The 21,877-nt window shown below is 61.3% G+C and carries 21 protein-coding genes; all 21 read right to left on the reverse strand.

All coding sequences use genetic code 11. The features are described from left to right. Nucleotides 1–26: 26 nt before the first annotated feature. Nucleotides 27–557 (reverse strand): F0F1 ATP synthase subunit delta, encoded by a 531-nt coding sequence (locus PIN31009_RS00080; RefSeq protein WP_058376584.1) that lies wholly within the window; start codon nucleotides 555–557, stop codon nucleotides 27–29. Nucleotides 558–559: 2 nt separating this feature from the next. Continuing rightward, nucleotides 560–1,030, reverse strand: a complete 471-nt coding sequence (locus tag PIN31009_RS00085; RefSeq protein WP_058376585.1) for a F0F1 ATP synthase subunit B — start codon at nucleotides 1,028–1,030, stop codon at nucleotides 560–562. A gap of 122 nt (nucleotides 1,031–1,152) precedes the next feature. After that, nucleotides 1,153–1,419 carry a F0F1 ATP synthase subunit C gene (gene atpE, locus PIN31009_RS00090; RefSeq protein ID WP_010807762.1) on the reverse strand — a complete coding sequence of 89 codons (267 nt, stop codon included), beginning with the start codon at nucleotides 1,417–1,419 and terminating at the stop codon, nucleotides 1,153–1,155. 84 nt (nucleotides 1,420–1,503) lie between these two features. Beyond that, nucleotides 1,504–2,355, reverse strand: a complete 852-nt coding sequence (gene atpB / locus PIN31009_RS00095) for a F0F1 ATP synthase subunit A (RefSeq protein ID WP_150682544.1) — start codon at nucleotides 2,353–2,355, stop codon at nucleotides 1,504–1,506. A 67-nt stretch (nucleotides 2,356–2,422) separates the two neighbouring features. Next, complete coding sequence (locus PIN31009_RS00100) at nucleotides 2,423–2,926, reverse strand: ATP synthase subunit I (RefSeq protein ID WP_058376587.1); 504 nt, start codon at nucleotides 2,924–2,926, stop codon at nucleotides 2,423–2,425. Nucleotides 2,927–3,169: 243 nt separating this feature from the next. Next, on the reverse strand, nucleotides 3,170–4,297 hold the full coding sequence (locus PIN31009_RS00105) for an SLC13 family permease (protein ID WP_150789581.1): 1,128 nt from the start codon (nucleotides 4,295–4,297) through the stop codon (nucleotides 3,170–3,172). Between the two features lie 80 nt (nucleotides 4,298–4,377). Continuing rightward, the gene (locus tag PIN31009_RS00110) at nucleotides 4,378–5,277 is read right to left on the reverse strand and encodes a ParB/RepB/Spo0J family partition protein (RefSeq protein ID WP_058376588.1); all 900 of its coding nucleotides are present in this window, start codon (nucleotides 5,275–5,277) and stop codon (nucleotides 4,378–4,380) included. Nucleotides 5,278–5,304: 27 nt separating this feature from the next. Next, the gene (locus PIN31009_RS00115) at nucleotides 5,305–6,075 is read right to left on the reverse strand and encodes a ParA family protein (protein WP_058376589.1); all 771 of its coding nucleotides are present in this window, start codon (nucleotides 6,073–6,075) and stop codon (nucleotides 5,305–5,307) included. A 184-nt stretch (nucleotides 6,076–6,259) separates the two neighbouring features. Next, the gene (locus PIN31009_RS00120) at nucleotides 6,260–6,850 is read right to left on the reverse strand and encodes a lipocalin family protein (RefSeq protein WP_150788926.1); all 591 of its coding nucleotides are present in this window, start codon (nucleotides 6,848–6,850) and stop codon (nucleotides 6,260–6,262) included. After that, nucleotides 6,847–7,527, reverse strand: coding sequence for a 16S rRNA (guanine(527)-N(7))-methyltransferase RsmG (rsmG, locus tag PIN31009_RS00125; protein WP_150788927.1), 681 nt, complete (start codon nucleotides 7,525–7,527; stop codon nucleotides 6,847–6,849). The genes PIN31009_RS00120 and rsmG overlap by 4 nt, the downstream gene beginning before the upstream one ends. A gap of 11 nt (nucleotides 7,528–7,538) precedes the next feature. Further along, nucleotides 7,539–9,503 (reverse strand): tRNA uridine-5-carboxymethylaminomethyl(34) synthesis enzyme MnmG, encoded by a 1,965-nt coding sequence (mnmG, locus tag PIN31009_RS00130; protein WP_150788928.1) that lies wholly within the window; start codon nucleotides 9,501–9,503, stop codon nucleotides 7,539–7,541. 1,780 nt (nucleotides 9,504–11,283) lie between these two features. After that, on the reverse strand, nucleotides 11,284–12,030 hold the full coding sequence (locus tag PIN31009_RS00135; RefSeq protein ID WP_058376594.1) for an ABC transporter ATP-binding protein: 747 nt from the start codon (nucleotides 12,028–12,030) through the stop codon (nucleotides 11,284–11,286). After that, on the reverse strand, nucleotides 12,030–13,826 hold the full coding sequence (locus PIN31009_RS00140) for a branched-chain amino acid ABC transporter ATP-binding protein/permease (RefSeq protein WP_150788929.1): 1,797 nt from the start codon (nucleotides 13,824–13,826) through the stop codon (nucleotides 12,030–12,032). Before PIN31009_RS00140 ends, PIN31009_RS00135 begins: the two co-directional genes overlap by 1 nt. 18 nt (nucleotides 13,827–13,844) lie before the next feature. Then, nucleotides 13,845–14,900, reverse strand: a complete 1,056-nt coding sequence (locus PIN31009_RS00145; protein WP_058376596.1) for a branched-chain amino acid ABC transporter permease — start codon at nucleotides 14,898–14,900, stop codon at nucleotides 13,845–13,847. Between the two features lie 335 nt (nucleotides 14,901–15,235). After that, nucleotides 15,236–15,736 carry a homoprotocatechuate degradation operon regulator HpaR gene (gene hpaR / locus PIN31009_RS00150; protein WP_087721912.1) on the reverse strand — a complete coding sequence of 167 codons (501 nt, stop codon included), beginning with the start codon at nucleotides 15,734–15,736 and terminating at the stop codon, nucleotides 15,236–15,238. A 244-nt stretch (nucleotides 15,737–15,980) separates the two neighbouring features. Then, entirely contained in the window at nucleotides 15,981–17,126 is a 1,146-nt protein-coding gene (locus tag PIN31009_RS00155) for an ABC transporter substrate-binding protein (RefSeq protein ID WP_150682548.1), read from the reverse strand. A 174-nt stretch (nucleotides 17,127–17,300) separates the two neighbouring features. Further along, complete coding sequence (locus PIN31009_RS00160; RefSeq protein WP_150682549.1) at nucleotides 17,301–18,080, reverse strand: sulfite exporter TauE/SafE family protein; 780 nt, start codon at nucleotides 18,078–18,080, stop codon at nucleotides 17,301–17,303. Then, on the reverse strand, nucleotides 18,074–18,394 hold the full coding sequence (locus tag PIN31009_RS00165) for a hypothetical protein (RefSeq protein ID WP_150788930.1): 321 nt from the start codon (nucleotides 18,392–18,394) through the stop codon (nucleotides 18,074–18,076). Before PIN31009_RS00165 ends, PIN31009_RS00160 begins: the two co-directional genes overlap by 7 nt. Before the next feature lie 243 nt (nucleotides 18,395–18,637). Beyond that, nucleotides 18,638–19,636 carry a branched-chain amino acid ABC transporter permease gene (locus PIN31009_RS00170; RefSeq protein WP_150788931.1) on the reverse strand — a complete coding sequence of 333 codons (999 nt, stop codon included), beginning with the start codon at nucleotides 19,634–19,636 and terminating at the stop codon, nucleotides 18,638–18,640. Between the two features lie 11 nt (nucleotides 19,637–19,647). After that, complete coding sequence (locus PIN31009_RS00175) at nucleotides 19,648–20,532, reverse strand: branched-chain amino acid ABC transporter permease (RefSeq protein ID WP_087690872.1); 885 nt, start codon at nucleotides 20,530–20,532, stop codon at nucleotides 19,648–19,650. 88 nt (nucleotides 20,533–20,620) lie between these two features. Next, nucleotides 20,621–21,820 (reverse strand): ABC transporter substrate-binding protein, encoded by a 1,200-nt coding sequence (locus PIN31009_RS00180; RefSeq protein ID WP_150789582.1) that lies wholly within the window; start codon nucleotides 21,818–21,820, stop codon nucleotides 20,621–20,623. Nucleotides 21,821–21,877: the final 57 nt, after the last annotated feature.

The raw sequence follows: 21,877 nt of genomic DNA on the forward strand, positions 1-21,877 counted from the left end.
CCGTCGCAGGCGATTCGCGCCGGCCGTCAGGCCGTCAGCGACGTCCGCATGGCCGCCAGGCGGGCGCGCACCGAAGTGTCCAGCACCTCGTCGCCAACCACCACACGCACGCCACCGATCAGCGACGGATCTACCGTCACGCTCGGGTTGAGCTTGCGGCCGAACTTGTGCTCGAGGCCCTTGACCAGCGAGGTCAGTTGCTCACCGTCGAGCGGGAAAGCGCTTTCGATCGTGGCATCCGCCGAACCGGCGGCGGCGTTCTTCAACGCCTCGAACTGCTCGGCGACTTCCGTCATGGCAGCCAGACGACCGTTTTCGACCACAGCGGCGACGAAGTTACGCACTTCGGCGTCGGTCGATTTCACGGCAGCCGTCAGCACGTCGACGACTTGCGCCGGCGTTACCTTGGGATCGTCGGCCAGATTGGCCACTTCGGGAAGCGCTGCCACTTGCGCCAGTTCGCGCACCAGCTCCGACCAGCGATTCAGATCACCGGCCTTGGCCACGCGGAACAACGCCTCAGCGTACGGACGAGCGATGGTTGCGAGTTCGGCCATGATCAGAGCTCTGCCTTGAGTTGGTTCAGCAGGTCAGCATGGGCCTTGGCGTCAACTTCGCGCTTCAGGATCTGCTCGGCGCCCTTGACTGCCAGACCGGCAACGTCTTCGCGCAGCGATTCACGGACCTTGACGGCCTGGTTCTCGGCTTCGGCTTTGGCGTTGGCGATGATACGGGCGGCTTCGGCTTGAGCCTGCTGCTTGATCTCTTCGGCCACGGCTTGCGCGCGCTTTTCAGCGTCGGCAATACGCTTCGCGCCTTCGTCACGGGCTTCCGTGAGGGCTTGCGTGGAGCGCTTGTTGGCGGCTTCGAGTTCGGCCTTGCCCTTATCGGCAGCAGCCAGACCGTCAGCGATTTTCTTCGCGCGTTCGTCGATAGCCTTGATCAGCGGCGGCCACACGAACTTCATCGTGAACCATGCCAGGATCAGAAACACGACGGTTTGCGCGAACAGAGTTGCGTTGATGTTCACGGTGTTCCCTTTCGGTGTTGCGAGTCGATTGGCAAAACAGCGCGCCCCATTGTGCCTGCTGGCTTGGGCGCGCCGTTCATGTCCAGGTCGCGCGGATCAGTGCGCGACCATCCGAAAGAAACTTAAGCGAGCTTCGACAGCAGCGGGTTCGCGAATGCGAACAGCATGGCAACGCCCACGCCGATCAGGAATGCGGCGTCGATCAGGCCAGCCAGCAGGAACATCTTCGTTTGCAGCGGGTTCATCAGTTCCGGCTGACGTGCGCATGCTTCGATGTACTTACCGCCCATCAACGCGATACCCAGACAGGCGCCGATGGCACCCAGACCGATGATGATACCGATACCGATGGCGGTCAGACCCTGGATGTTAGCGATGAAAGCTTGCATGATTACTCCTATTGGTTAGAGACTTGAAACTTTAAATTTGAAAAACCGAAAAACCGGGAAACACGTAACAACCGCAACAACCGATCAGTGATGGTCGTGCGCCTGGCCGATATACACCAGCGTGAGCATCATCATGATGAACGCCTGGAGCAACACGATCAGGATGTGGAAAATCGCCCATGCGGTGCCGGCGATGATATGACCGACAAAACCCAGCACCGACGCATCTGCGCCAAAACTCCAGATACCGCCCAACAGCGCGATCAGCAGGAACACCAGTTCGCCGGCGTACATATTGCCGAACAGTCGCATACCGAGCGACACGGTCTTGGCACAGAATTCGATCAGGTTAAGCAGCAGGTTCGGAATCCACAGCAGGAAGTGGTTGCCGAACGGTGCCGTGAACAGCTCATGCATGAAGCCGCCCGTGCCCTTGATCTTGAAGCTGTAGTACAGCATCAGAATCAGCACGCCAACGGCGATACCGAGCGTGCCGTTCAAGTCGGCCGTCGGGACAATACGATGGTGGGTAATGATCGAGCCGAGGCCGACCCAGCCGATGACCTTCGACGGCAGGTCGACGGGCAACAGGTCCAGCGAGTTCATGAGCGCGACCCAGACGAACACGGTCAGCGCGAGCGGGGCGATGAAGGCACGATTGCCGTGCACGATGCTCTTCGACTGGTCTTCGACCATTTCGACGAGCATTTCGACCGCAGCCTGGAAACGGCCCGGCACGCCCGAGGTGGCTTTACGCGCGGCCAACCAGAGCACGAAGCAGCCCAGAGCGCCCATCGCGATCGACCAGAACATGGTGTCCCAGTTGATGATCGAGAAGTCGACGATCTTCGTCTGCGTCGAGCTCGCGAGGTTTTGCAGGTGGTGCGAAATGTACTCCGACGGGTTCGGAGCGTGGCTACCGGCTTCTACTGACATAGCGATCAAACACCCAATTATGAAAATCCGCACACGGCAGCGCGCGACGCGTGAGCGGAATTGACCGCTACTTGAATGCCATCGCCAGCCAATAGGCCTTCAGCGTCAGCACGAAGGTGACCAGCAACGCTACCCAGTGAACTCCCGGGTAACCGAACGCTATGGCCACCAACAACGCAATCGTCGTTGCTACCTTGACCGCTTCTCCCGCCACTAACGAACCGACGGAGAGGCGATCACCTGAAATTCTTAGCCGCAGCGCAAACAATGCGCCCGGCACCCAACCCATCATTCCGCCCAGCCATGCAGACACCGCAGCCTCTTGGGGCGATGCCGAGAGTACCCACCAAGCCAGTGTCGCCGCGAGCGACAACAGTACCTGGGCACCCACCACTCTGAATGGAGTCACACGGGATGCGCGCCCCACATTGGGACCGAACAGGCGCTCGGCCTGCGCACGCGTGAGCGGAACGATTGTTTCTTGCTCCTGCTCGTCGTCCCAAACATCATCTGTTGCATGCGCCGGCGCTTGCGGTTTCGGTTCCAAGTTCGACCGTATTTCATCGGCCATCTCGTACCTCCCCGCCCGACTCGTGCAAAACGAATGGGCTCTTCAAGCAGTTAAACCCGCGAGATTTTACGGGAGATTACGAACGCCAGTCAATTGAAACACGCAACAAATTCGCCGAAACTGTGCAGTGCATGCTTCGATTTGGCGCCAACTCTCACGGAGTGCGCATTCTCGCATGGTGCAGCGCGGCATTCGTCCGGAAGGCCGCACAATCACGCCATCTGCGCGTCGTTGGGGGCCGGATCAGACCCATTTCAGGGCAGCGAACCCCAGCCCCAGTGCCACTAGGTAAAACGGTATCGAAATCCAGTGAAAGTGCCACCAGATTTTGCTCGATTTCGCCATGCGCAATGCAATTAGGTTCGCTAACGACCCGACAGCCAGACCAAATCCGCCGACAGCCACGCCGTGAGCGAGCGCCGGCCAGTTCTGCGTGTACTCCGCGAGCAAAATCGCTGCGGGCACATTACTGATGAATTGTGACAACACGGCGCCGCCCAGATACGCCGTCAGGGTGCCCGAGAAATCCACGTGCCCCAGTAGCGTGCGCACTTCCGGCATCTCGGCCACCCCGCGCAACACCACGAACATCAGCACGAAGATCGTCAGCAGCAACCAGTCGATGCCGATGACCGCGCTCCGGCGCGCAAACAACAGCACCACCGCCACCCCGGCACACGCCCAGCCGGCGAGACCGTGGTCGGCCAGCGCCACGAACGCGACGAACAACACGAGCGCAGTCCACAGCAATGGCCAGCGCACCTCGTGCGACGGCCCCCGCCGTTGAAAATGCAGGGTACGCGAGTCGAAGGCAAACGCACAGACGGCCAACAGAAGCCCCATGAGCGCCACGGTGATCGGCGTCATCATGGCGACGTACGCACCGAAGCCCATCCCGCTGTGCTGCCACAGGAAGAGGTTCTGGGGGTTGCCCAGCGGCGTGAGACTCGAGCCGGCGTTCACCGCCAGCGCGAGAAAGATAATCAATCGCTCGATGCGCACCGGTGCGATGCGCGCCAGCGACAACGCCAGCGGCACCACCGCGAACAACGCCACGTCATTGGTGAGCAACGTGGACAACGCCGCTGCAAAACTCACCATCAGCAACGCAAGGCGCCGCTCGGTGCGAAACCATCGCAACAGCCGTTGCGCGAGCCAATCGAGAAAGCCGCTCTGGTCGATGGCCCGCGTAAGCATCAGCAGGCCGGCGAGCGTGAGGATGGTGTGCTGATCGATACGCGCGAACAACGCGCCGGCACTCGCCGGCCGAAGTATCTGGAGCGCGACAAACGCGATCAGCAAAATCACGAGCACGCGATCGCTACGCACTCGTTCGAACAACGTGCCTAACGCACCCCATGTGCGCTTCATCAGCGTCAACCGTGCGGGTGCCGTCTGATGCTGCGCGTCATCGGTCATGTGTGAATCTTCAGATAATCAGGACACCGACATTATTCGTCACGAATGCGCGCGAGAATGCCGTCGAGCGCATCGAGGCTGCCGAACTCGATGGTGAGCGCACCGGCGCCCTTGCGGCCGACCTTGATCTTCACGTTCGACGCGAGCAGATCCGACAGCTCTTCTTCGAGACGTGTCACGTCGCGCCCGCCCTCTTCCGCCGAACGTCGACGAATGCCATCGCCTTGCGGCTTGAGCGACGCGTTGACGATGCGCTCGGTGTCGCGCACCGACAGCCGCTTATTCACCACCTGATTGGCGAGCGTGATCTGCGTGGCGGCATCGACGGAGAGCAACGCACGTGCGTGCCCCATGTCGAGATCACCGGCGAGCAGCATCGTCTGCACCGGTTGCGCGAGGTTGAGCAGGCGCAGCAGATTCGACACGGCGCTGCGCGAACGGCCGAGCGATTCAGCGGCCTGTTCATGCGTGTAATTGAATTCACCGAGCAGGCGTTGAATGCCCTGCGCTTCTTCCAGCGGATTCAGATCTTCGCGCTGAATGTTCTCGATGAGCGCCATGGCGGCGGCAGCTTCATCGGGCACATCGCGCACGAGCACGGGCACTTCCGACAGGCCGGCCATGCGGGCAGCGCGAAAGCGCCGTTCGCCGGCAATAATTTCGTACTTCTCACCATCGACACGGCGCACGAGGATCGGCTGCATCAGTCCTTGCGCGCGAATGCTCGCGGCGAGTTCCTGCAATGCGCCCTCGTCCATGCGCGTACGCGGCTGGTACTTGCCCGCCTGCAAGCGGTCGAGCGCCATCACCGACGGTGCCCCTTCGGCCGAGGCTTCGTCTGCGCCGTTATGGTTATCGGCGTGTGCGCCGAGCAGCGCTTCGAGGCCGCGGCCCAGGCCCTTCTTTTTGAGTGCGTTGGTCTTGGTCGCCATGACAATGCGTTCCTGCGCGAATGCGCCTTACATAGTTTGAATGCGCGCGATCATCTCTGCGCCGAATTGCAGATACGCCTGCGCGCCACGCGATGCGGGGTCGAAGACGACGCCGGGCATGCCGTAACTCGGCGCCTCGGCGAGTCGCACATTGCGCGGAATGATCGCGTTGAAAACCTTGTCGCCGAAGTGCTGCTTGAGCTGCTCCGAGACTTGTTGTTGCAGCGTGATACGCGGATCGAACATCACGCGCAGCAAGCCGATGACCTTCAGGTCACGGTTCAGATTCGCGTGCACCTGCTTGATCGTATTGACGAGATCCGAGAGCCCTTCGAGCGCGAAGTACTCGCACTGCATCGGAATGATCACGCCGTGCGCAGCGCACAGGCCGTTGAGCGTGAGCAGCGAGAGTGTCGGCGGGCAGTCGATCAGAACGAAGTCGTACGCATCGTCCACTTTCTCAAGAGCCTGCTTGAGACGCGTATCGCGGTTCTCGAGCGACACCAGCTCCACGTCGGCCCCCGCGAGTTCGCGGTTGGCGGGCAACACGTCGTAGTTACCCGTCTCCGAACGCTGACGGCTCACGCTCACGTCCGTGCCATCGACCAGCACCTCATAGACGCTCGTCTCGAGCGCGCCCTTGTCGATGCCGCTGCCCATTGTCGCGTTGCCCTGCGGATCCAGGTCGACCAACAGGACACGCTGTCCGTGCGACGCCAGACCGGCGGCGAGGTTCACCGTGGTGGTCGTCTTGCCGACGCCGCCCTTCTGATTGGCCACGCAGAAAATTTTCGCCATGCCGATGTAGTCCTCCGAATGCTGCCTTGTTCAAGCGCGGTTGATGCTGATGAAGCGGGGTGATGCAGGTCGTGCCGCCAAGTCACCGAATGATTCGACAGCATGACATGGTCACGCGGCCGGCCGATGGCTGACTTGCCGATAAATACTGCAAATTCGATGAATTCGATTACCTGAGCAATGCTCAGTTATTGCCGGCGCTGGCTTTCTGCGGCGTCAACACGAGCTTGTCGGTGTCGTAGCCTTGTTTGCGCAACTGCGCGCGCATTTGATTCAACGTGTTCTCGTCGATGGTCGGCGTGCGCGACAGGATCCACAGATACTCGCGGCCCGGCTCTCCGACGGCGGCATACTGATAGTCGCCGTCGAGCACGATAACCCAGTAGTTCGCCCAAAGCCAGGGAATCCAGCGCAACCAGTCCGGCGCGAACGTTACCTTGAAGCGCGCAGTGCCGGTGCCCTGCCCGTCGGTGCGTGCGAGGCCCGCATCACTGACCCAGGTGCCATCATCCTTGCGGCATTTGTTCGTGACTTCGATCCTGCCATCGGCGCGCGCTACGTATTCAGCGGTCACGTCCGACACACATTTTCGCTCGAAGAAATTCGGATAGCGTGCTATTTCGTACCAGGTGCCGACATAACGCGTCTTATCGATCGCCCCGACCGGGCGTACGCGCGTCGTCAGCGATTCTTGTCCGGTTTGCGCCCAAGCTACGGCGGCGAGCAGCGAAAAACCAACGATCGCAGCACCAATCCAGCGGGTAATTCCGGTCATGCAGCCACCTTCACGCGAAGCAAATGACGCTCGGCGTCGAGGAATGGCACTTGCAGCGGCAAGCGTTCGACCAGCGCGTAACCCGGCGGCAATGTCAGCTCGCTCTCGGCGGCGACACCCTTCATGGCCCAGAAGCTGCCATCCGGGGCCAGCAGATTTTGCCCCAGCGTCACGAAGTCGTTCAGTTCGGCAAAGGCACGCGACACGATGGCATCGAAGGCCGCCGGCACTTCCTTGCCGATCACCAGCGACTCCACACGGCCGGTCACAACGGTGAGGTTGGTCAGCTTAAAAGTGGCCCGCGCTTGCGTCAGGAAGGCGGTCTTCTTGTGCACGATGTCGTTGACCGTCACCTGCCAGTCCGGGCGCACGATGGCCAGCACTACGCCCGGCAACCCGCCGCCTGAGCCCACGTCAAGTACACGTGAAATCGGCTCACGGTCGAGGCGCGGCAGAATCGAGAGGGAATCGAGCAGGTGCTTGACGACCATCTGTCGCGGATCGCGAATCGAGGTCATCTGCAAAGCGGCATTCCACTTGGCCAGCAACGCCTGAAAGTCGAGCAACCGCCCTTGCTGCTCGGCGCTGATTGACAGGCCGAGTTGTGCAATGCCGTCGGCCAATAGCGTAGCCAGCTCGTTGCCGCCTTGCGCGGCAGTGTTTCTTGAAGCCGTCATGTCGTCTCCGGTCAGGCGGCGTGCTGGTCGCCGTCATCGGCGCCCGCACTTGTGTCGCCCGACGCGCGACGGCGTCCCAGCCCCTTCTTCAGATGGATCATCAGCAACGAGATCGCCGCCGGTGTCACCCCGGAGATGCGCGAGGCCTGCCCCAACGTCTCGGGACGCTGAGCCGCGAGCTTCTGACGCACTTCAATCGACAGACCCCGCACCTCGTTGTAATCGATGCTCGCGGGCAGCACGGTGTTCTCGTTGGCTTCCTTGCGGACGATCTCGTCGGCCTGACGATCGATGTAGCCCTGATACTTGGCGGCAATCTCGATCTGCTCGCGAATCTGCCCGGCTTGCAACGGATCGTCCGACAGCGCGTTCTCGGGGGCGAGTCGACCGCCCTGCACTGCCATCAATGCGTCGTAGCTGACTTCCGGGCGACGCAGCAGATCGGCGAGCGAATACTCGTGATCGATGGCCTTGCCGAGCAACGGCACGGCATCTTCCGCCGGGAATGTCTTGGGATTCACCCACGTGGTCTTGAGGCGTTCTGTTTCACGTGAAACAGCATCGCGTTTCCGACAGAAGGCTTCCCAACGAATGTCGTCCACGACACCCAGCTCGCGGCCAACCTCAGTCAGGCGCATGTCGGCATTGTCTTCACGCAGCGACAGGCGATATTCGGCGCGGCTGGTGAACATGCGGTACGGCTCGGACACGCCACGCGCAATCAGGTCGTCGACGAGCACGCCCAGATAGGCCTGATCGCGGCGCGGGCACCAAGCTTCGCGGCCCTGCACCTGGAGCGCAGCGTTCATCCCAGCGAGCAGCCCTTGGGCTGCGGCTTCTTCGTACCCCGTCGTGCCGTTGATCTGGCCGGCGAAGAACAGGCCCGAAATCACGCGTGTTTCCAGCGAGCTACGCAGTCCGCGCGGATCGAAGTAGTCGTACTCGATGGCATAGCCGGGACGCAGGATATACGCGTTCTCCATGCCCTTCATCGAGCGGACCAGTTCGAGTTGCACATCGAAAGGCAGACTCGTGGAGATGCCGTTCGGGTAGAACTCGTTGGTCGTCAGCCCTTCCGGCTCCAGATAAATCTGGTGCGACGTCTTGTCGGCGAAGCGATGGATCTTGTCTTCGATCGACGGGCAATAGCGCGGCCCTACCCCTTCGATCACGCCCGTGTACATCGGCGAGCGGTCGAGACCCCCACGGATGATGTCGTGCGTGCGCTCGTTGGTATGCGTCACCCAGCACGGCACTTGGCGCGGATGTTGAGCCGCAGAGCCCAAGAACGAGAACACCGGCACCGGATCAAGATCGCCGGGCTGCTCTTCGAGCACGGAAAAATCGATCGAGCGGCCGTCGATACGCGGCGGCGTCCCCGTCTTCAAGCGGCCTTGCGGGAGTTTCAACTCTTTCAGGCGGGCCGACAGGCTGATGGCCGCCGGGTCGCCAGCGCGACCGCCGACGTAGTTGTTCAGGCCGACGTGGATCTTGCCGTCGAGGAACGTACCGGCGGTGAGCACCACGGCACGGGCGCGGAAACGCAGCCCGACCTGCGTAATGGCACCGACAACACGGTCGCCTTCGACGATCAGGTCTTCAACGGCCTGCTGGAACAGCCAGAGATTCGGCTGATTTTCCAGACGGTGACGGATCGCCTGCTTATAGAGAATGCGGTCGGCTTGGGCGCGGGTCGCGCGTACGGCCGGGCCTTTCGACGAATTCAAGATGCGAAACTGGATGCCGCTCTCGTCGGTCGCCGCCGCCATGGCGCCACCGAGGGCATCGACTTCCTTGACGAGATGGCCCTTGCCGATCCCACCAATCGAGGGGTTACAGCTCATCTGACCGAGCGTCTCGATATTGTGGGTAAGCAAAAGGGTTTTACAGCCCATGCGGGCCGAAGCGAGCGCAGCCTCAGTGCCGGCATGGCCGCCACCCACTACGATCACATCGAACTCGGTTGGATAAAGCATCGCAATTTTGCCGCGCGCGGCAAACTCTCTGGATTCGGTAATTGCGGAATTATAGCGGTATTGCGATGCATCATTTGTAACCACACCATGTTTCACGTGGAACGTGAGTGGAAAACGACGATATTGGAGACTGTTTCACGTGGAACGTTGGGAAGGATCGAGGCATTGAGGGTGTATCGAGATTGGATGCGCGGCGACGGTCGTGCCGAGATCGCAGTCGCCCCACTCCCGTTTCACGTGAAACATTCGATATCGGTGTGTGCTGGGTAGACTCGTCCCTTATCGCCGATAGTCCTCGACGCGGTGAAAACCACACGGCCAACCGAGCTACCTTCGCCCCACCGCCTTCCTGCAAGTTTGAACGACGTCGCTGCCGGATTTCATGTTTCACGTGAAACAGCGATAGAGACCACCTCTCCAGCGAGATCACCCACGGAGTGCGCCAAGGATCTGACGTACGTTTCACGTGAAACACGCCCCGAAAATTCCCTGCCCCCTTCTCACTCGAGCGGATCAACGCCGAACGCGATATACACAACCCCGAAGTCCAGCGCTCCCGATGGCGAAGATTCGCCCGCCTCGTGTCGACTTCGTTGATAAATGCGCGCCCGTCCCATCGATACCTCCCGTCGCATGAACAACTGGGACGGCTGCTCCGTAGCGAATGAGTTGATGCAGGGACCACCACTCCCCTGCTCCACGTGAAACAGCGATAGCGCAAAGGGAAGCGCTTTCGGTTCAGGTGATTTGCCGGGGACTCGCCATTCGAAGTCTCGCTACGTATTCGCACCCAGAAATCAAAATCCAAAACAACGCTCGGCGGGCAATAGCAACCCAACACCCCGCGCACCGACAAATATTCCGCCGCTTCTCCTTCAGTTGCCTCGGCAGTCGTTCTTGCATCTGTCTCCGCAAAAACAAAAACCAAGCCGAGGCGTTCCCGAACGCAATGCCGGATTCGAGAATAAAGTCCCTACTCCACAGCGCCGTCAAAACCAAAACCCCCACGATCAGAATTAAGAAACCAAAAACCTGACTATCCATCCAGTAACGCCACCGACGATCACTGGATGCAAACACAGGCGCCGCACTCATCCAAAAAACACAGCAACAGAAACTCGCCTCGCAGATACCCAACGACGAAATCTGCGCCGCCAAGATTCCTCCCTCGACCACTGGATGCAACCACAGCATCGCGCGTTCCACGTGAAACACCGGACACGCAAAAATCTCTCCCCTACCGGGCATCACTCGCTACCGTTTAACCGAGTCGTCGGTCACGAAAAACCACAATCACGTTCGCCAAAACCAAATACTTTGGCACCGCAATTTCGTCGAGCAAAGTGGGGAGACACGCCCCGTTATCCACACCACTCCACCCCCTCGCTAAACCGCAAACAAGAAATTGCTTTTCTGTGGATAACCCTAAGCGACGAATTCACTCGAAAATCGTAAAAATCGCCGAACCCCTTATTGCGGCGGTGCGCCATAGATTTGCGCGTTGCATAACTATCCACAAGCAACTGTGAATAAGTGAGTTCTCGTTGTCGTGGATAACTCGCTTTATGGACCATCTCAAAATTGGGGCCGGATCATATTCGCGACAATCTTTCATCGTCCTTCGCGACCACCGAAAAGCCGACCGTTCACCCCTCGCGACCCTCACGACTCGCCCCCAACACGCGCCCATAAAAAAACCCGCCGGGAGGCGGGTTTCTTATTCATCATCGGCAGCGACGCCGCTTCGACCGGGCATCGATAGCGTGCCCGATTACGAGTATCAGGCAGCCTTCTTTGCCAGCCCCAGATACGTCTCGATCACCTTCGGGTTGCTCGCCAGCTCTTGCGCAGGGCCTTCCAGCGCCAGTTCACCCGTCTCGATCACGTAGCCGTAGTCGGCCACTTGCAAGGCCGCACGGGCGTTCTGCTCGATCAGCAGCGTTGCCACGCCCGTCTTGCGCAAGTCGTTGATGATGTGGAAGATTTCCTTCACGATCAGCGGCGCGAGCCCGAGACTCGGCTCGTCGAGCATCAGCAACTGCGGCTTGGCCATCAATGCGCGGCCCACCGCCAGCATCTGGCGCTCACCGCCCGACAGCGTGCCGGCCTGCTGCACACGGCGCTCTTTCAGGCGCGGAAACAGCGCGTAGACCACTTCCATCTGGTCGAGGAAGTTCTTTTCCCCGGCCTTCTTGCGGCGGTACGCACCGAGCAGCAGGTTGTCTTCGACGGTCATCGTCGAGAACAACTCGCGCTTCTCCGGCACCAGACACATGCCGCGCGCCACGCGCGTCTCGATGCTCAGCGCCGACATCTCGTGACCGAGATACGCCACGCTGCCACGGCTCGAACCGTTGTGCGGCAGCGCGCCCATGATCGCGTTGAGCATGCTCGACTTGCCTGCCCCGTTCGGACCGATCACCGTGACGATCTGCCCCGCTTCCACGCGCAGGTGAGCCCCGTGTACTGCCTCGACCTTGCCGTAGGCTACCGCCAGGTCCTTGACCTCCAGAATCGCCTCTGCCATCACTCCACTCCTCCGAGGTACGCCTCGAGCACCGCCGGGTTCTTCTGCACGTCTTCGGGCAGCCCCTCGGCGATCTTGGTGCCGAACTCCATCACCACCAGGTGATCGGTCAGGTTCATCACGAAATCCATGTCGTGCTCAACCAGCAGCACACTCATGCCTTCATCTTTGAGCTTGCGCAGCAAATCGCCCAGCGCCTGCTTCTCTTTGTAACGCAAGCCAGCAGCCGGCTCATCGAGCAGCAGCAGCGTCGGATCGCACGCCAGGGCGCGCGCAATTTCCAGAATCCGTTGCTGGCCCAGCGCCAGACTGCCGGCTTCGTCGTACATGTGCGCGCCAAGGCCCACACGCTCGATCTGCTTAGCGGCTTCGTGCAGCAGCATGGCTTCTTCGTGGCGGTCCAGACGCAGCACGCTCGACCACACACCGCCCTGCGGGCGACGGCGCAGGCCGTTCTTGTCACGCAGATACGCGCCGATCGCCACGTTCTCCAGCACGCTCATATGCGGCATCAACCGCACGTGCTGGAAGGTCCGGCCGATACCGCGCTTGACGATCTCGCGCGACGGCAGACGATCAATCCGCTCGCCGAGGAACGAAATCTCACCGCGCGTAGCCTGCAACACCCCGGTCACGAGGTTGAACGTGGTCGACTTGCCGGCACCGTTCGGGCCGATCAGACCGACGATTTCACCGGCCTTCACTTCGAACGACACATCGTTGACCGCCACCAGCCCGCCAAACTCCTTGCGCGCCTTCTCCAGCTTGAGCACCACTTCGCCCACGGCCGGCTTGGCACGATGGCCCAGCGGGTCCGCCTGCTCAGGCGCCCGGGCCACGCGGCGTGCCGGGAAGATCTTCGCGAAGAACGGCCACACGCCATCACGCGCATATTGCAGCAGCAGCACCAGCAGCACCCCGAAGACGATCGTCTCGAAGTTGCCGTTAGCGCCCAGCAGCACCGGCAGGATGTTTTGCAGGTAGTCCTTGAGCACCGTCAGGATGGCAGCCCCCAGCACTGCGCCCCAGACGTGCGAGACGCCGCCCACCACCGCCATGAACAGGTACTCGATGCCGTGGTTCAGGTTGAACGGCGTCGGGTTCACGGCACGTTGCAAGTGCGCGTACAGCCAGCCCGAAATCGCGGCGAGCACGGCGGCGTAGACGAACACCACCACCTTCATCCACGCGGTGTTCACGCCCATGGCTTCGGCCATCACGCCGCCACCCTTGAGCGCGCGAATCGCACGGCCCTGACGCGAATCCAGCAGGTTCTTGACCGACACCACCGCCAGCACCACCACGACCCAGATCAGATAGAACATCTGACGGCCGCTCGCCAGCTCGACACCGAACACGTTGATGGTCGGAATGTCGTTCAGACCGTCGTACTTGCCGAGGAACTCGAGGTTGCCGAACAGGTAGTAAAGCGCCAGACCCCACGCGATCGTGCCGAGCGGCAGAAAGTGACCCGACAGACGCATGGTGATCGCACCGATCACGAGCGCCGCAGCGGCCGTGATGGCGATGCCGACCACCAGACCCAGCCACGGCGACGCGCCGTAGGCCGTCGTCAGATAAGCCGTCGCGTAAGCGCCCAGACCGACGAAAGCGGCCTGACCGAACGACGTCATGCCAGCCACGCCCGTGAGCAGGACCAGACCGATGGCCACGATGCTGTAAAGGCCGATGTAATTGAGCAGCGTCACCCAGTATTCAGGCAGACGTACCGGTGCAGGCAGTACCGGCAACACGGCCAGTAGCACCAGAAAAATCAGGAAGTATTTGTTTTTCATTCTGTGGTCCGCCCCGGCTTATTCCTCGTCCTCTTCCACGTGCTTGCTTGTGAGCGACAGCCACAGCAGCACCGGAAGGATCATCGTGAACACGATGACCTCTTTGTACGCACTCGCCCAGAACGACGAGTACGACTCAAGCAGGCCCACGAGAATGGCGCCGAGCGCCGCGACCGGGTAACTCACCAGACCACCGATGATCGCGCCCACGAAGCCCTTCAGACCGATCAGGAAGCCCGACTCGTAATAGATGGTCGTGATCGGCGCGATCAGAATGCCGCACAGCACGCCCAGTGCCGCGGCCAGCGTGAAGGCCAGCCGCCCGGCCTGCACCGTACCGATACCGACCAGACGCGCGCCCAGACGATTCACGGCGGTGGCGCGCAGTGCCTTGCCCGAGAGCGAACGGTCGAAGTAGAAGTACAGCGCCAGAATCATGACCACCGACACCCCGAGCACCCACAGGCTCTGGCCCGAGATCATCACCGAGCCGATGTTGTAGCTGGCGTCGGAGAACGGCTGCGTGCGCGAGCCTTCGGCACCGAACATCACCAGCCCAAGCCCGGTCAGCGCAAAGTGCACGCCCACCGAGACGATCAGCAGCAGCAGCGTGCTCGCTTCGGCCAGCGGCTGATACGCCAGACGATAGAGCATCGGCCCCATCGGCACGACCAGCAGCAGCGTGATGGCGATCTGCACGAGCATCGGCAGCGTCATCGGTGCCAGCGCCTTCACTACGAAGAACACGGCAATCGGGAACACCAGATACTTGCCCGCCAGCACCGGCACCAGTCGGCCCGCGAGCTTGCGGCGTTCGCTATGGCGCAACACACCGGCCGTCTCCACGATGAACGTGCACACGCCCATGGCCACGAGCAGCCAGCTGGTCAGCGGGAATTTCTGGGTTTGCAGGGCCGCGAGCGTGAGTGCGCCATACGACACGAACTCGCCCTGCGGAATAAAGATGACGCGGGTAACGGAGAACACCAGTACGAGGGCCAATGCCAGCAAGGCATAAATCGCACCCGTAGTGATGCCGTCCTGCGCCAGGATGGCGGCAATCGAAAGATCCATGCTCCTCTCACTTCGTTTGAGTACTTCTTGAACCGGCTGGCGAGACAGCCGGTGTGATGCACGGCGCGGCGCGCTGCCGCCCCGTTCCCCTTCACTTCGACACACCCCTCCCGGTCTCCAAGGAGTGATGCAGCGAATTATGAATTGTATAAACGGTTATGCATTGGTAAAACCCGGGTGACTACTGAGATAACACCCGTCTCGTTGTCACCCGTCCTTCATAAATCGACCGGTCAGGCACCCCGCCTGCGTCGATAACCCCGGACAACGTCAGTCAACCACCGCAGACATTAGGGCTTCACTCCCCAACGTCCGGCAACACATATGCGTACTAATCAAGGCGCAGCCTTACGGCGGCGGCGCGGCTTGGCCGGCAGCGACGGCGCGTCGGCCAGCACTTCGGGCGGCAGCGCCTCGCGTACTACGTCCAGCAGGCGGTAGATTTCGGCGAGCGTGTCGCGCCCGACCTTGTCTTCCAGATAGCCGTATCGCTCCTCGACCAACGGGCCGAGCTTCTTGCACAAGGCCCGGCTCGCCGGTGTCAGCGACACCATCACCCGCCGCTGATCGGAAGAGACACGCTTGCGCAGAATGAGGCCGGCGGCCTCCATGCGCTCCAGCATGCCCGACAGGCTCGGGCTGAGAATGCAGCACTCCCGTGCCACTTGCCCGATTTCCATCTCCCCCGATTCACTGTCATTTACGGTACGGATCACGCGCCATTGCTGCTCGGTGATGTCGTAACGATTGAGCAAGGGCCGGAACAGCCCCATCACCGCTTCACGCGACTGCAACAACACCAGAGATAGATTGCGGTGCTCGAATTCACCCGTCATGGATTTACGCTCGAAAGGATCGCCAGAACAGCCCCCCGGCTGCGGCGATCAGGTTGGGACAACGCGGCCTCTCATGTGCCGCTCGTTTCGCATGTCCTGCCGACTCTTTGCGAAGCGCGAAACTACCACGCTCAAAAAAAACGGGCGCGAACGCCCGTTCTTCCGCCCAAACTCACGCCGGGCGCAGATACCGCAGATGAGAAAGCGGAGCATGCCTGTGTGCTATAGGCAGCCCCGCGGCGTATCAGTTCGCCAATTTCCACTTGCCGTCGACGATTTGCACCATCACGCGCGAGCGTTGGTCCAGACCGTTGTGGTCGTTCTTGCTCATGTTGAAGATACCGGCGGTGCCCGGCATTTCCTTCACGTTCTCCAGCGCTTCACGCAGTGCAGCGCGGAATTCCGGGGTGCCCGGCTTGGCTTTCTTGAGTGCCATCGGGATGGCCGTTTGCAGCAGCAGACCGCCGTCCCAGGCGTGGCCGCCGAAGGTCGAGATCGAGCCGGCGCCGTAGGCCTTCTCATAGGTGGCCTTGTACGCGGCAGCCGACTTCTTCACCGGGTTGTCTGCCGGCAGTTGGTCGACGACGAGCAGCGGGCCCGCCGGCAGGAACGTGCCTTCGCAGTCCTTGCCGCACACGCGCAGGAAGTCGTTGTTGGCCACACCGTGCGTCTGGTACAGCTTGCCCTTGTAGCCGCGCTCCTTGAGCGAGCGTTGCGGCAGTGCGGCCGGCGTGCCCGAACCGGCGATCAGCACGGCGTCGGGGTTCGCGCCCATGATCTTGAGCGTCTGACCGGTGACCGACGTGTCGGCGCGGTTGAAGCGCTCGTTGGCGACGATCTTGATCTTGTTCAGGTCGGCGGCCTTCAGGAATTCCTTGTACCAGCCTTCGCCGTACGCATCCGAGAAGCCGATGAACGCGGCGGTTTTCACGCCCGTGTCAGCCATGTGCTTGGCAATGGCGGTGGCCATCAGAATGTCGTTCTGCGGCGTCTTGAACGACCAGGCGCGCTTGGCATCCATCGGTTCGACGATGGCAGCCCCTGCGGCCATCGAGATCACCGGCGTCTGCGTTTCCGCCGCCACGTCGACCATCGCCAGCGAGTTCGGCGTGACCGTCGAGCCGAGCACGGCGTCGACGTGATCTTCGCTGATGAGCTTGCGCATGTTCTTGACGGCGGTCGTCGTGTCGGTCGCGTCGTCGAGCACGATGTACTGCACCGTCTGTCCTGCGATCGTCTTCGGCATCAGCGAGATCGTGTTCTTCTCGGGGATGCCCAGCGATGCCGCCGGACCCGTCGCCGACAGCGACACGCCAATCTTCACTTGAGCGTGCGCGACGCCCGCAGCCAGCATCATCGCCGATGCCATGCACAGCAACTTCAGTTTCATTTGGGTCTCCTCACAAAATTTCGAATTCGTTCTTCTTACATTAACCGACCGCTCAGTCGGTGAATTGCCGCCCATCTTACGGGCACCCGTACCGTCTCGTAAAGTGCGGTTTCCCCAAATGTGGCAATTGCCACAAGGGGTTTTCCCGGCATGTTGCGCTGCGAAGGGCAAAACCTAGCGCAGGAAGGCATCGTAACCCGTCTTCACGATCAATATGCCAACCACACAAAGGAACATCCGCCGCACGAAACCGACACCGTATCGCAGTGCCAGACGGCTGCCGATCTGGCTGCCCAGCACATTCATGACGGCCATGCCCAGTCCGAGTTGCCACCACACGTGGCCGCCCATGCCGAAGAGCAGCAATGCGGCCAGATTCGTCGCCACGTTGACGATCTTCGAGGACGCCGACGCATTGACGAAATCCTGTCCGAACAGGCGCACGAACAGGAACACGAGAAAGCTGCCCGTGCCCGGGCCGAAGAAACCGTCGTAGAAGCCGATAGCCGCCCCTACGCCCACAGCGGCAAGGGTGACCCCCGTGCCGCCTTTAACAGGCGCGTGTACCGTCCCGAAATCCTTCTTGCGCAGGGTGTAGACCGCCACGCCAACCAGCACGAACGGCAGCAGCTTGCGCAGCGCATCGGCGGGGAGATGGGTGACGGCGAAAGCCCCGCAGAACGAGAAGACGAACGCCGTGACCGTTGCAGGCAGCAGGATCGCCCAGCGCAGCTGCACGCCGCGGGCGAAACGCCACGCCGCCGACGCGGTGCCCCAGACTCCGGCCATCTTGTTGGTGCCCAGCAACAACGGCGGCGCGGCGTTGGGAAAGACCGCGAAGAGCGTGGGCACGGCGATGAGTCCGCCACCGCCCACCACGGCATCGACCAGACCGGCAAGAAACGCCCCGCCGGCGAGCATCAGGAGATCGGGGAACGCCAGCGTGCTCAGCATGACGAGCGCCCCGAGCCGACGCTAAACGGAACAATGAGCGGGGCAATGATCAGAGTAATGCGCCAGACAGTGAGCGGACCAACGACCAAAGCAATGCGAGGAATAGCGTGAAGCATGGGGAAATAGATGCATGCGTCGGGAATGACCGGCGCCGGAATGGGAATCACACGGAGTATTGCGGCGAACGCTGTGGAGAACAGCGCGAAAACCAGCACGGCATGAGGCGAGACGTGAAGCGCGACGTAGGGCGCGAGCGCAATGAAAAGCACGATATCGAAGCACAATATAAAAAGCGCTGTTGGAGCATTCTCCAACAGCGCTTCCTTTTTGGCGGTGCGCGTTATCGCGCTTATTGTCTCCTCGTTCCTCGCCCCTATATCCTGCTGTGACGCGAACTAGGGGTGAGAATAAAGGAGCACCCAATGCACCACAAGTCAGCATTTACCCCTACGGATGGGCATTTTTCCGACATTCGTGCGCCGGGGTGGCGCCGGGGCCCCAACCAGACGCCCCAATTCGGTGCACACCCCCGGCACCCGCCCGGCATCCGCCCGCCGTTATGACTGCTGCGCCACGCCCCGGAAGAACCTGCTGCGCGCGATCAATTCCCCCACCAGCCCGCGTCGGAACGCCAGCACGCAGATGATGAAGATCGCGCCGATGACGATCGTCACCGACTCGCCGAGCGTCTGGAACCACGTCACGCCAGTTGCGGTGGCGAGCCAGTTACCGATGTCGCCCAGCTTGTTCTCCAGCACGATGATCAGCACCGCACCAACCACCGGTCCGAGCATCGTGCCGAGGCCGCCCACGAGCGTCATCAGAATCACCATGCCCGACATCGTCCAGTGCACGTCGGTCAGCGTCTCGAAGCCCAGCACCACCGTCTTGGTCGAACCGGCGAGCGCTGCGAGCGTAGCCGACAACACGAAGGCCAGCAGCTTGAACCGATCGACGTCGTAACCCAGCGAGATGGCGCGCGGCTCGTTCTCTTTGATCGCCTTGAGCACCTGACCGAACGGCGAGTGCACCACGCGCATGATGAGCAGAAAGCCCAGCGCGCAGATCGCCAGCACCACGTAATACAGCGTGAGATCCGAGTCGAGCGGCAGCACACCGAACAGGCTGCCGCGCGGCACGCCTTGCAGGCCATCTTCCCCGCCCGTGAACGGCGCTTGCAGGCACAGGAAGTACAGCATCTGCGCGAGTGCCAGCGTGATCATCGCGAAGTAGATGCCCTGACGCCGGATCGCCAGCAAGCCGATCACGAGCCCCAGTGCCGCGCCCGCGACCATGCCGGCAAGAATGCCGACTTCCGGCGTGAAGCCGAGATTGCGAATCGCGTAGCCCGTCACATACCCTGCGCTGCCGAAGAACGCGGCGTGCCCGAACGACAGCAGCCCGGTAAAGCCCAGCAGCAGATTGAATGCACAGGCGAACAGCGCGAAGCACAGCACCTTCATCACGAAGACCGGATACGCCCCGGCAAACGGCGCCGCGATCAGCGCCAGTAGCAAGAGCGCATAAAGCACTCGTTGTTGCATACGATGTTGCATTGCTGTGCCCCTTACTTTTGTTTGCCGAACAGCCCTGCCGGGCGCAGCAGCAGCACGATCACCATGATCACGAACACCACGGTCGCCGACGCTTCCGGGTAGAACACCTTGGTGAAGCCTTCGATCACACCCAACATCAGACCGGTGATGATCGACCCCATGATCGAGCCCATGCCGCCGATCACGACCACGGCGAACACGGTGATGATCATCGACTGGCCCATCAGCGGCGAGATCTGGATGACCGGCGCGGCGAGCACGCCGGCAAATGCGGCCAGCCCGACACCGAAGCCGTACGTCAGCGTGATCATGAGCGGCACATTCACGCCGAACGCTTCAACGAGCTTCGGGTTTTCCGTACCGGCCCGCAGATACGCGCCGATCTTCGTCTTCTCGATCACGAACCATGTGGCGAAGCACACGATCAGCGAAGCCACCACGACCCAGCCGCGATAGTTCGGCATGAACATGAAGCCGAGATTGGTCGCGCCCGAGAGCGCTTCCGGCGCGTCGTACGGTTGCCCGGACACACCGAACATCGAACGGAACACGCCTTCGAGCACGAGCGTGATACCGAACGTGAGCAGCAGCCCGTAGAGGTGATCGAGCTTGTAAATCCAGCGCAGCATCGTGCGCTCGATGATGATGCCGATAATGCCCACCACGATCGGGGCGAGAATCAGCATGACCCAGTAATTGAGGCCGAGATAGTTGCCGCCCATCCAGGCGAGCATGGCACCCAGCATGAACAACGCGCCGTGCGCGAAGTTGATCACGTTGAGCAGGCCGAAAATCACCGCCAGGCCAAGACTCAGCATGGCGTAAAACGAGCCATTCACCAGTCCCAGCAGCAGTTGGCTCAACAGCGCCGGCAGGGGGATGCCTAGTAATTCCATCGAAATCGATTCTCTGGGAGAAAGACCGCGACGGGACACACGTCCCGCCGCTTTTCAGTGCACTGTCAGATGACGATGCGAACCCGGCTTACTTCTTCATCAACGGGCAGGTCGATTCCGCCACGGTGGTGAACGCCTTGTCGCCCGGAATCGTCGCGACGACCTTGTAGTAGTCCCACGGCTCTTTCGATTCCTTCTTCGACTTCACTTGCATCAGGTACATGTCGTGGACCATCGTGCCGTCCTTGCGGATGTAGCCCTTGCTGTACATGTCGTCGATCTTGATCTTGTGCAACTCGTCCATGACCTTGTCGGCGTCGGTGCTGCCAGCGGCCTGCACAGCCTTCAGATACGTCATCGTGGCCGAGTAGTCACCCGCTTGCAGGCTCGACGGCATCTTGCGCATCTTGTCGAAGTAGCGCTTGGCGAAGGCACGGGTCTTGTCGTCCTTGTCCCAGTACCAGCTGTCCGTCAGATACATGCCTTCGGTGTTGTCCAGACCGAGCGAGTGGATGTCGTTGATGAACACCAGCAGACCGGCGATCTGCATCTTGTTCTTGATGCCGAATTCCTTGGCGGCCTTGATCGCGTTGATGGTGTCGCCACCGGCGTTGGCCAGACCCAGCACCTGTGCCCCCGACGACTGCGCCTGCAACAGATACGACGAGAAGTCCGAGGCCGACAGCGGGTGACGGACCGCGCCCTTGACCGTGCCGCCGTTGGCCTTGACCACGTCGACGGTTGCCTTCTCCAGCGCGTGACCGAATGCATAGTCGGCGGTCAGGAAGAACCACGACTTGCCGCCCGCTTTGACCACGGCCGAGCCGGTGCCGCGCGCGAGTGCGACGGTGTCATACGCGTAGTGCACGCCGTACGGCTGGCACTGATCGTTGGTGAGGGCGTCCGAGCCGGCACCCACGTTGATGTATACCTTCTTCTTCTCGGCCGAGACCTTGTTCATCGCGAGGCCGGTACCCGAGTTGGTACCGCCGATGAGCATGTCGACGCCGCCGCGATCGAACCATTCGCGCGCTTTCGACGCGGCCACGTCGGCCTTGTTCTGGTGATCGGCCGTGACCAGTTCGATTGGCTTGCCGAGCACCTTGCCGCCGAAGTCGGAGATTGCCATCTTGATGGCTTCCGCACCGCCTTGTCCGTCGATATCAGTGTACAGACCCGACATGTCGGTAATGAAACCGATCTTCACCGTGTTGCCATCGGCCTGCGCCTGCGAGGCCATCGCCGCAAAACCGATCGCAGCCGCAACCGCCAACGCCTTCATCCGCATCGTCATCTTCGTCTCCTTCGTGGATTTATATCGCCTGGGTCCATCGCCCGGCATGCG

This window comes from Pandoraea iniqua (assembly GCF_902459685.1).
GTDB lineage: Bacteria > Pseudomonadota > Gammaproteobacteria > Burkholderiales > Burkholderiaceae > Pandoraea > Pandoraea iniqua.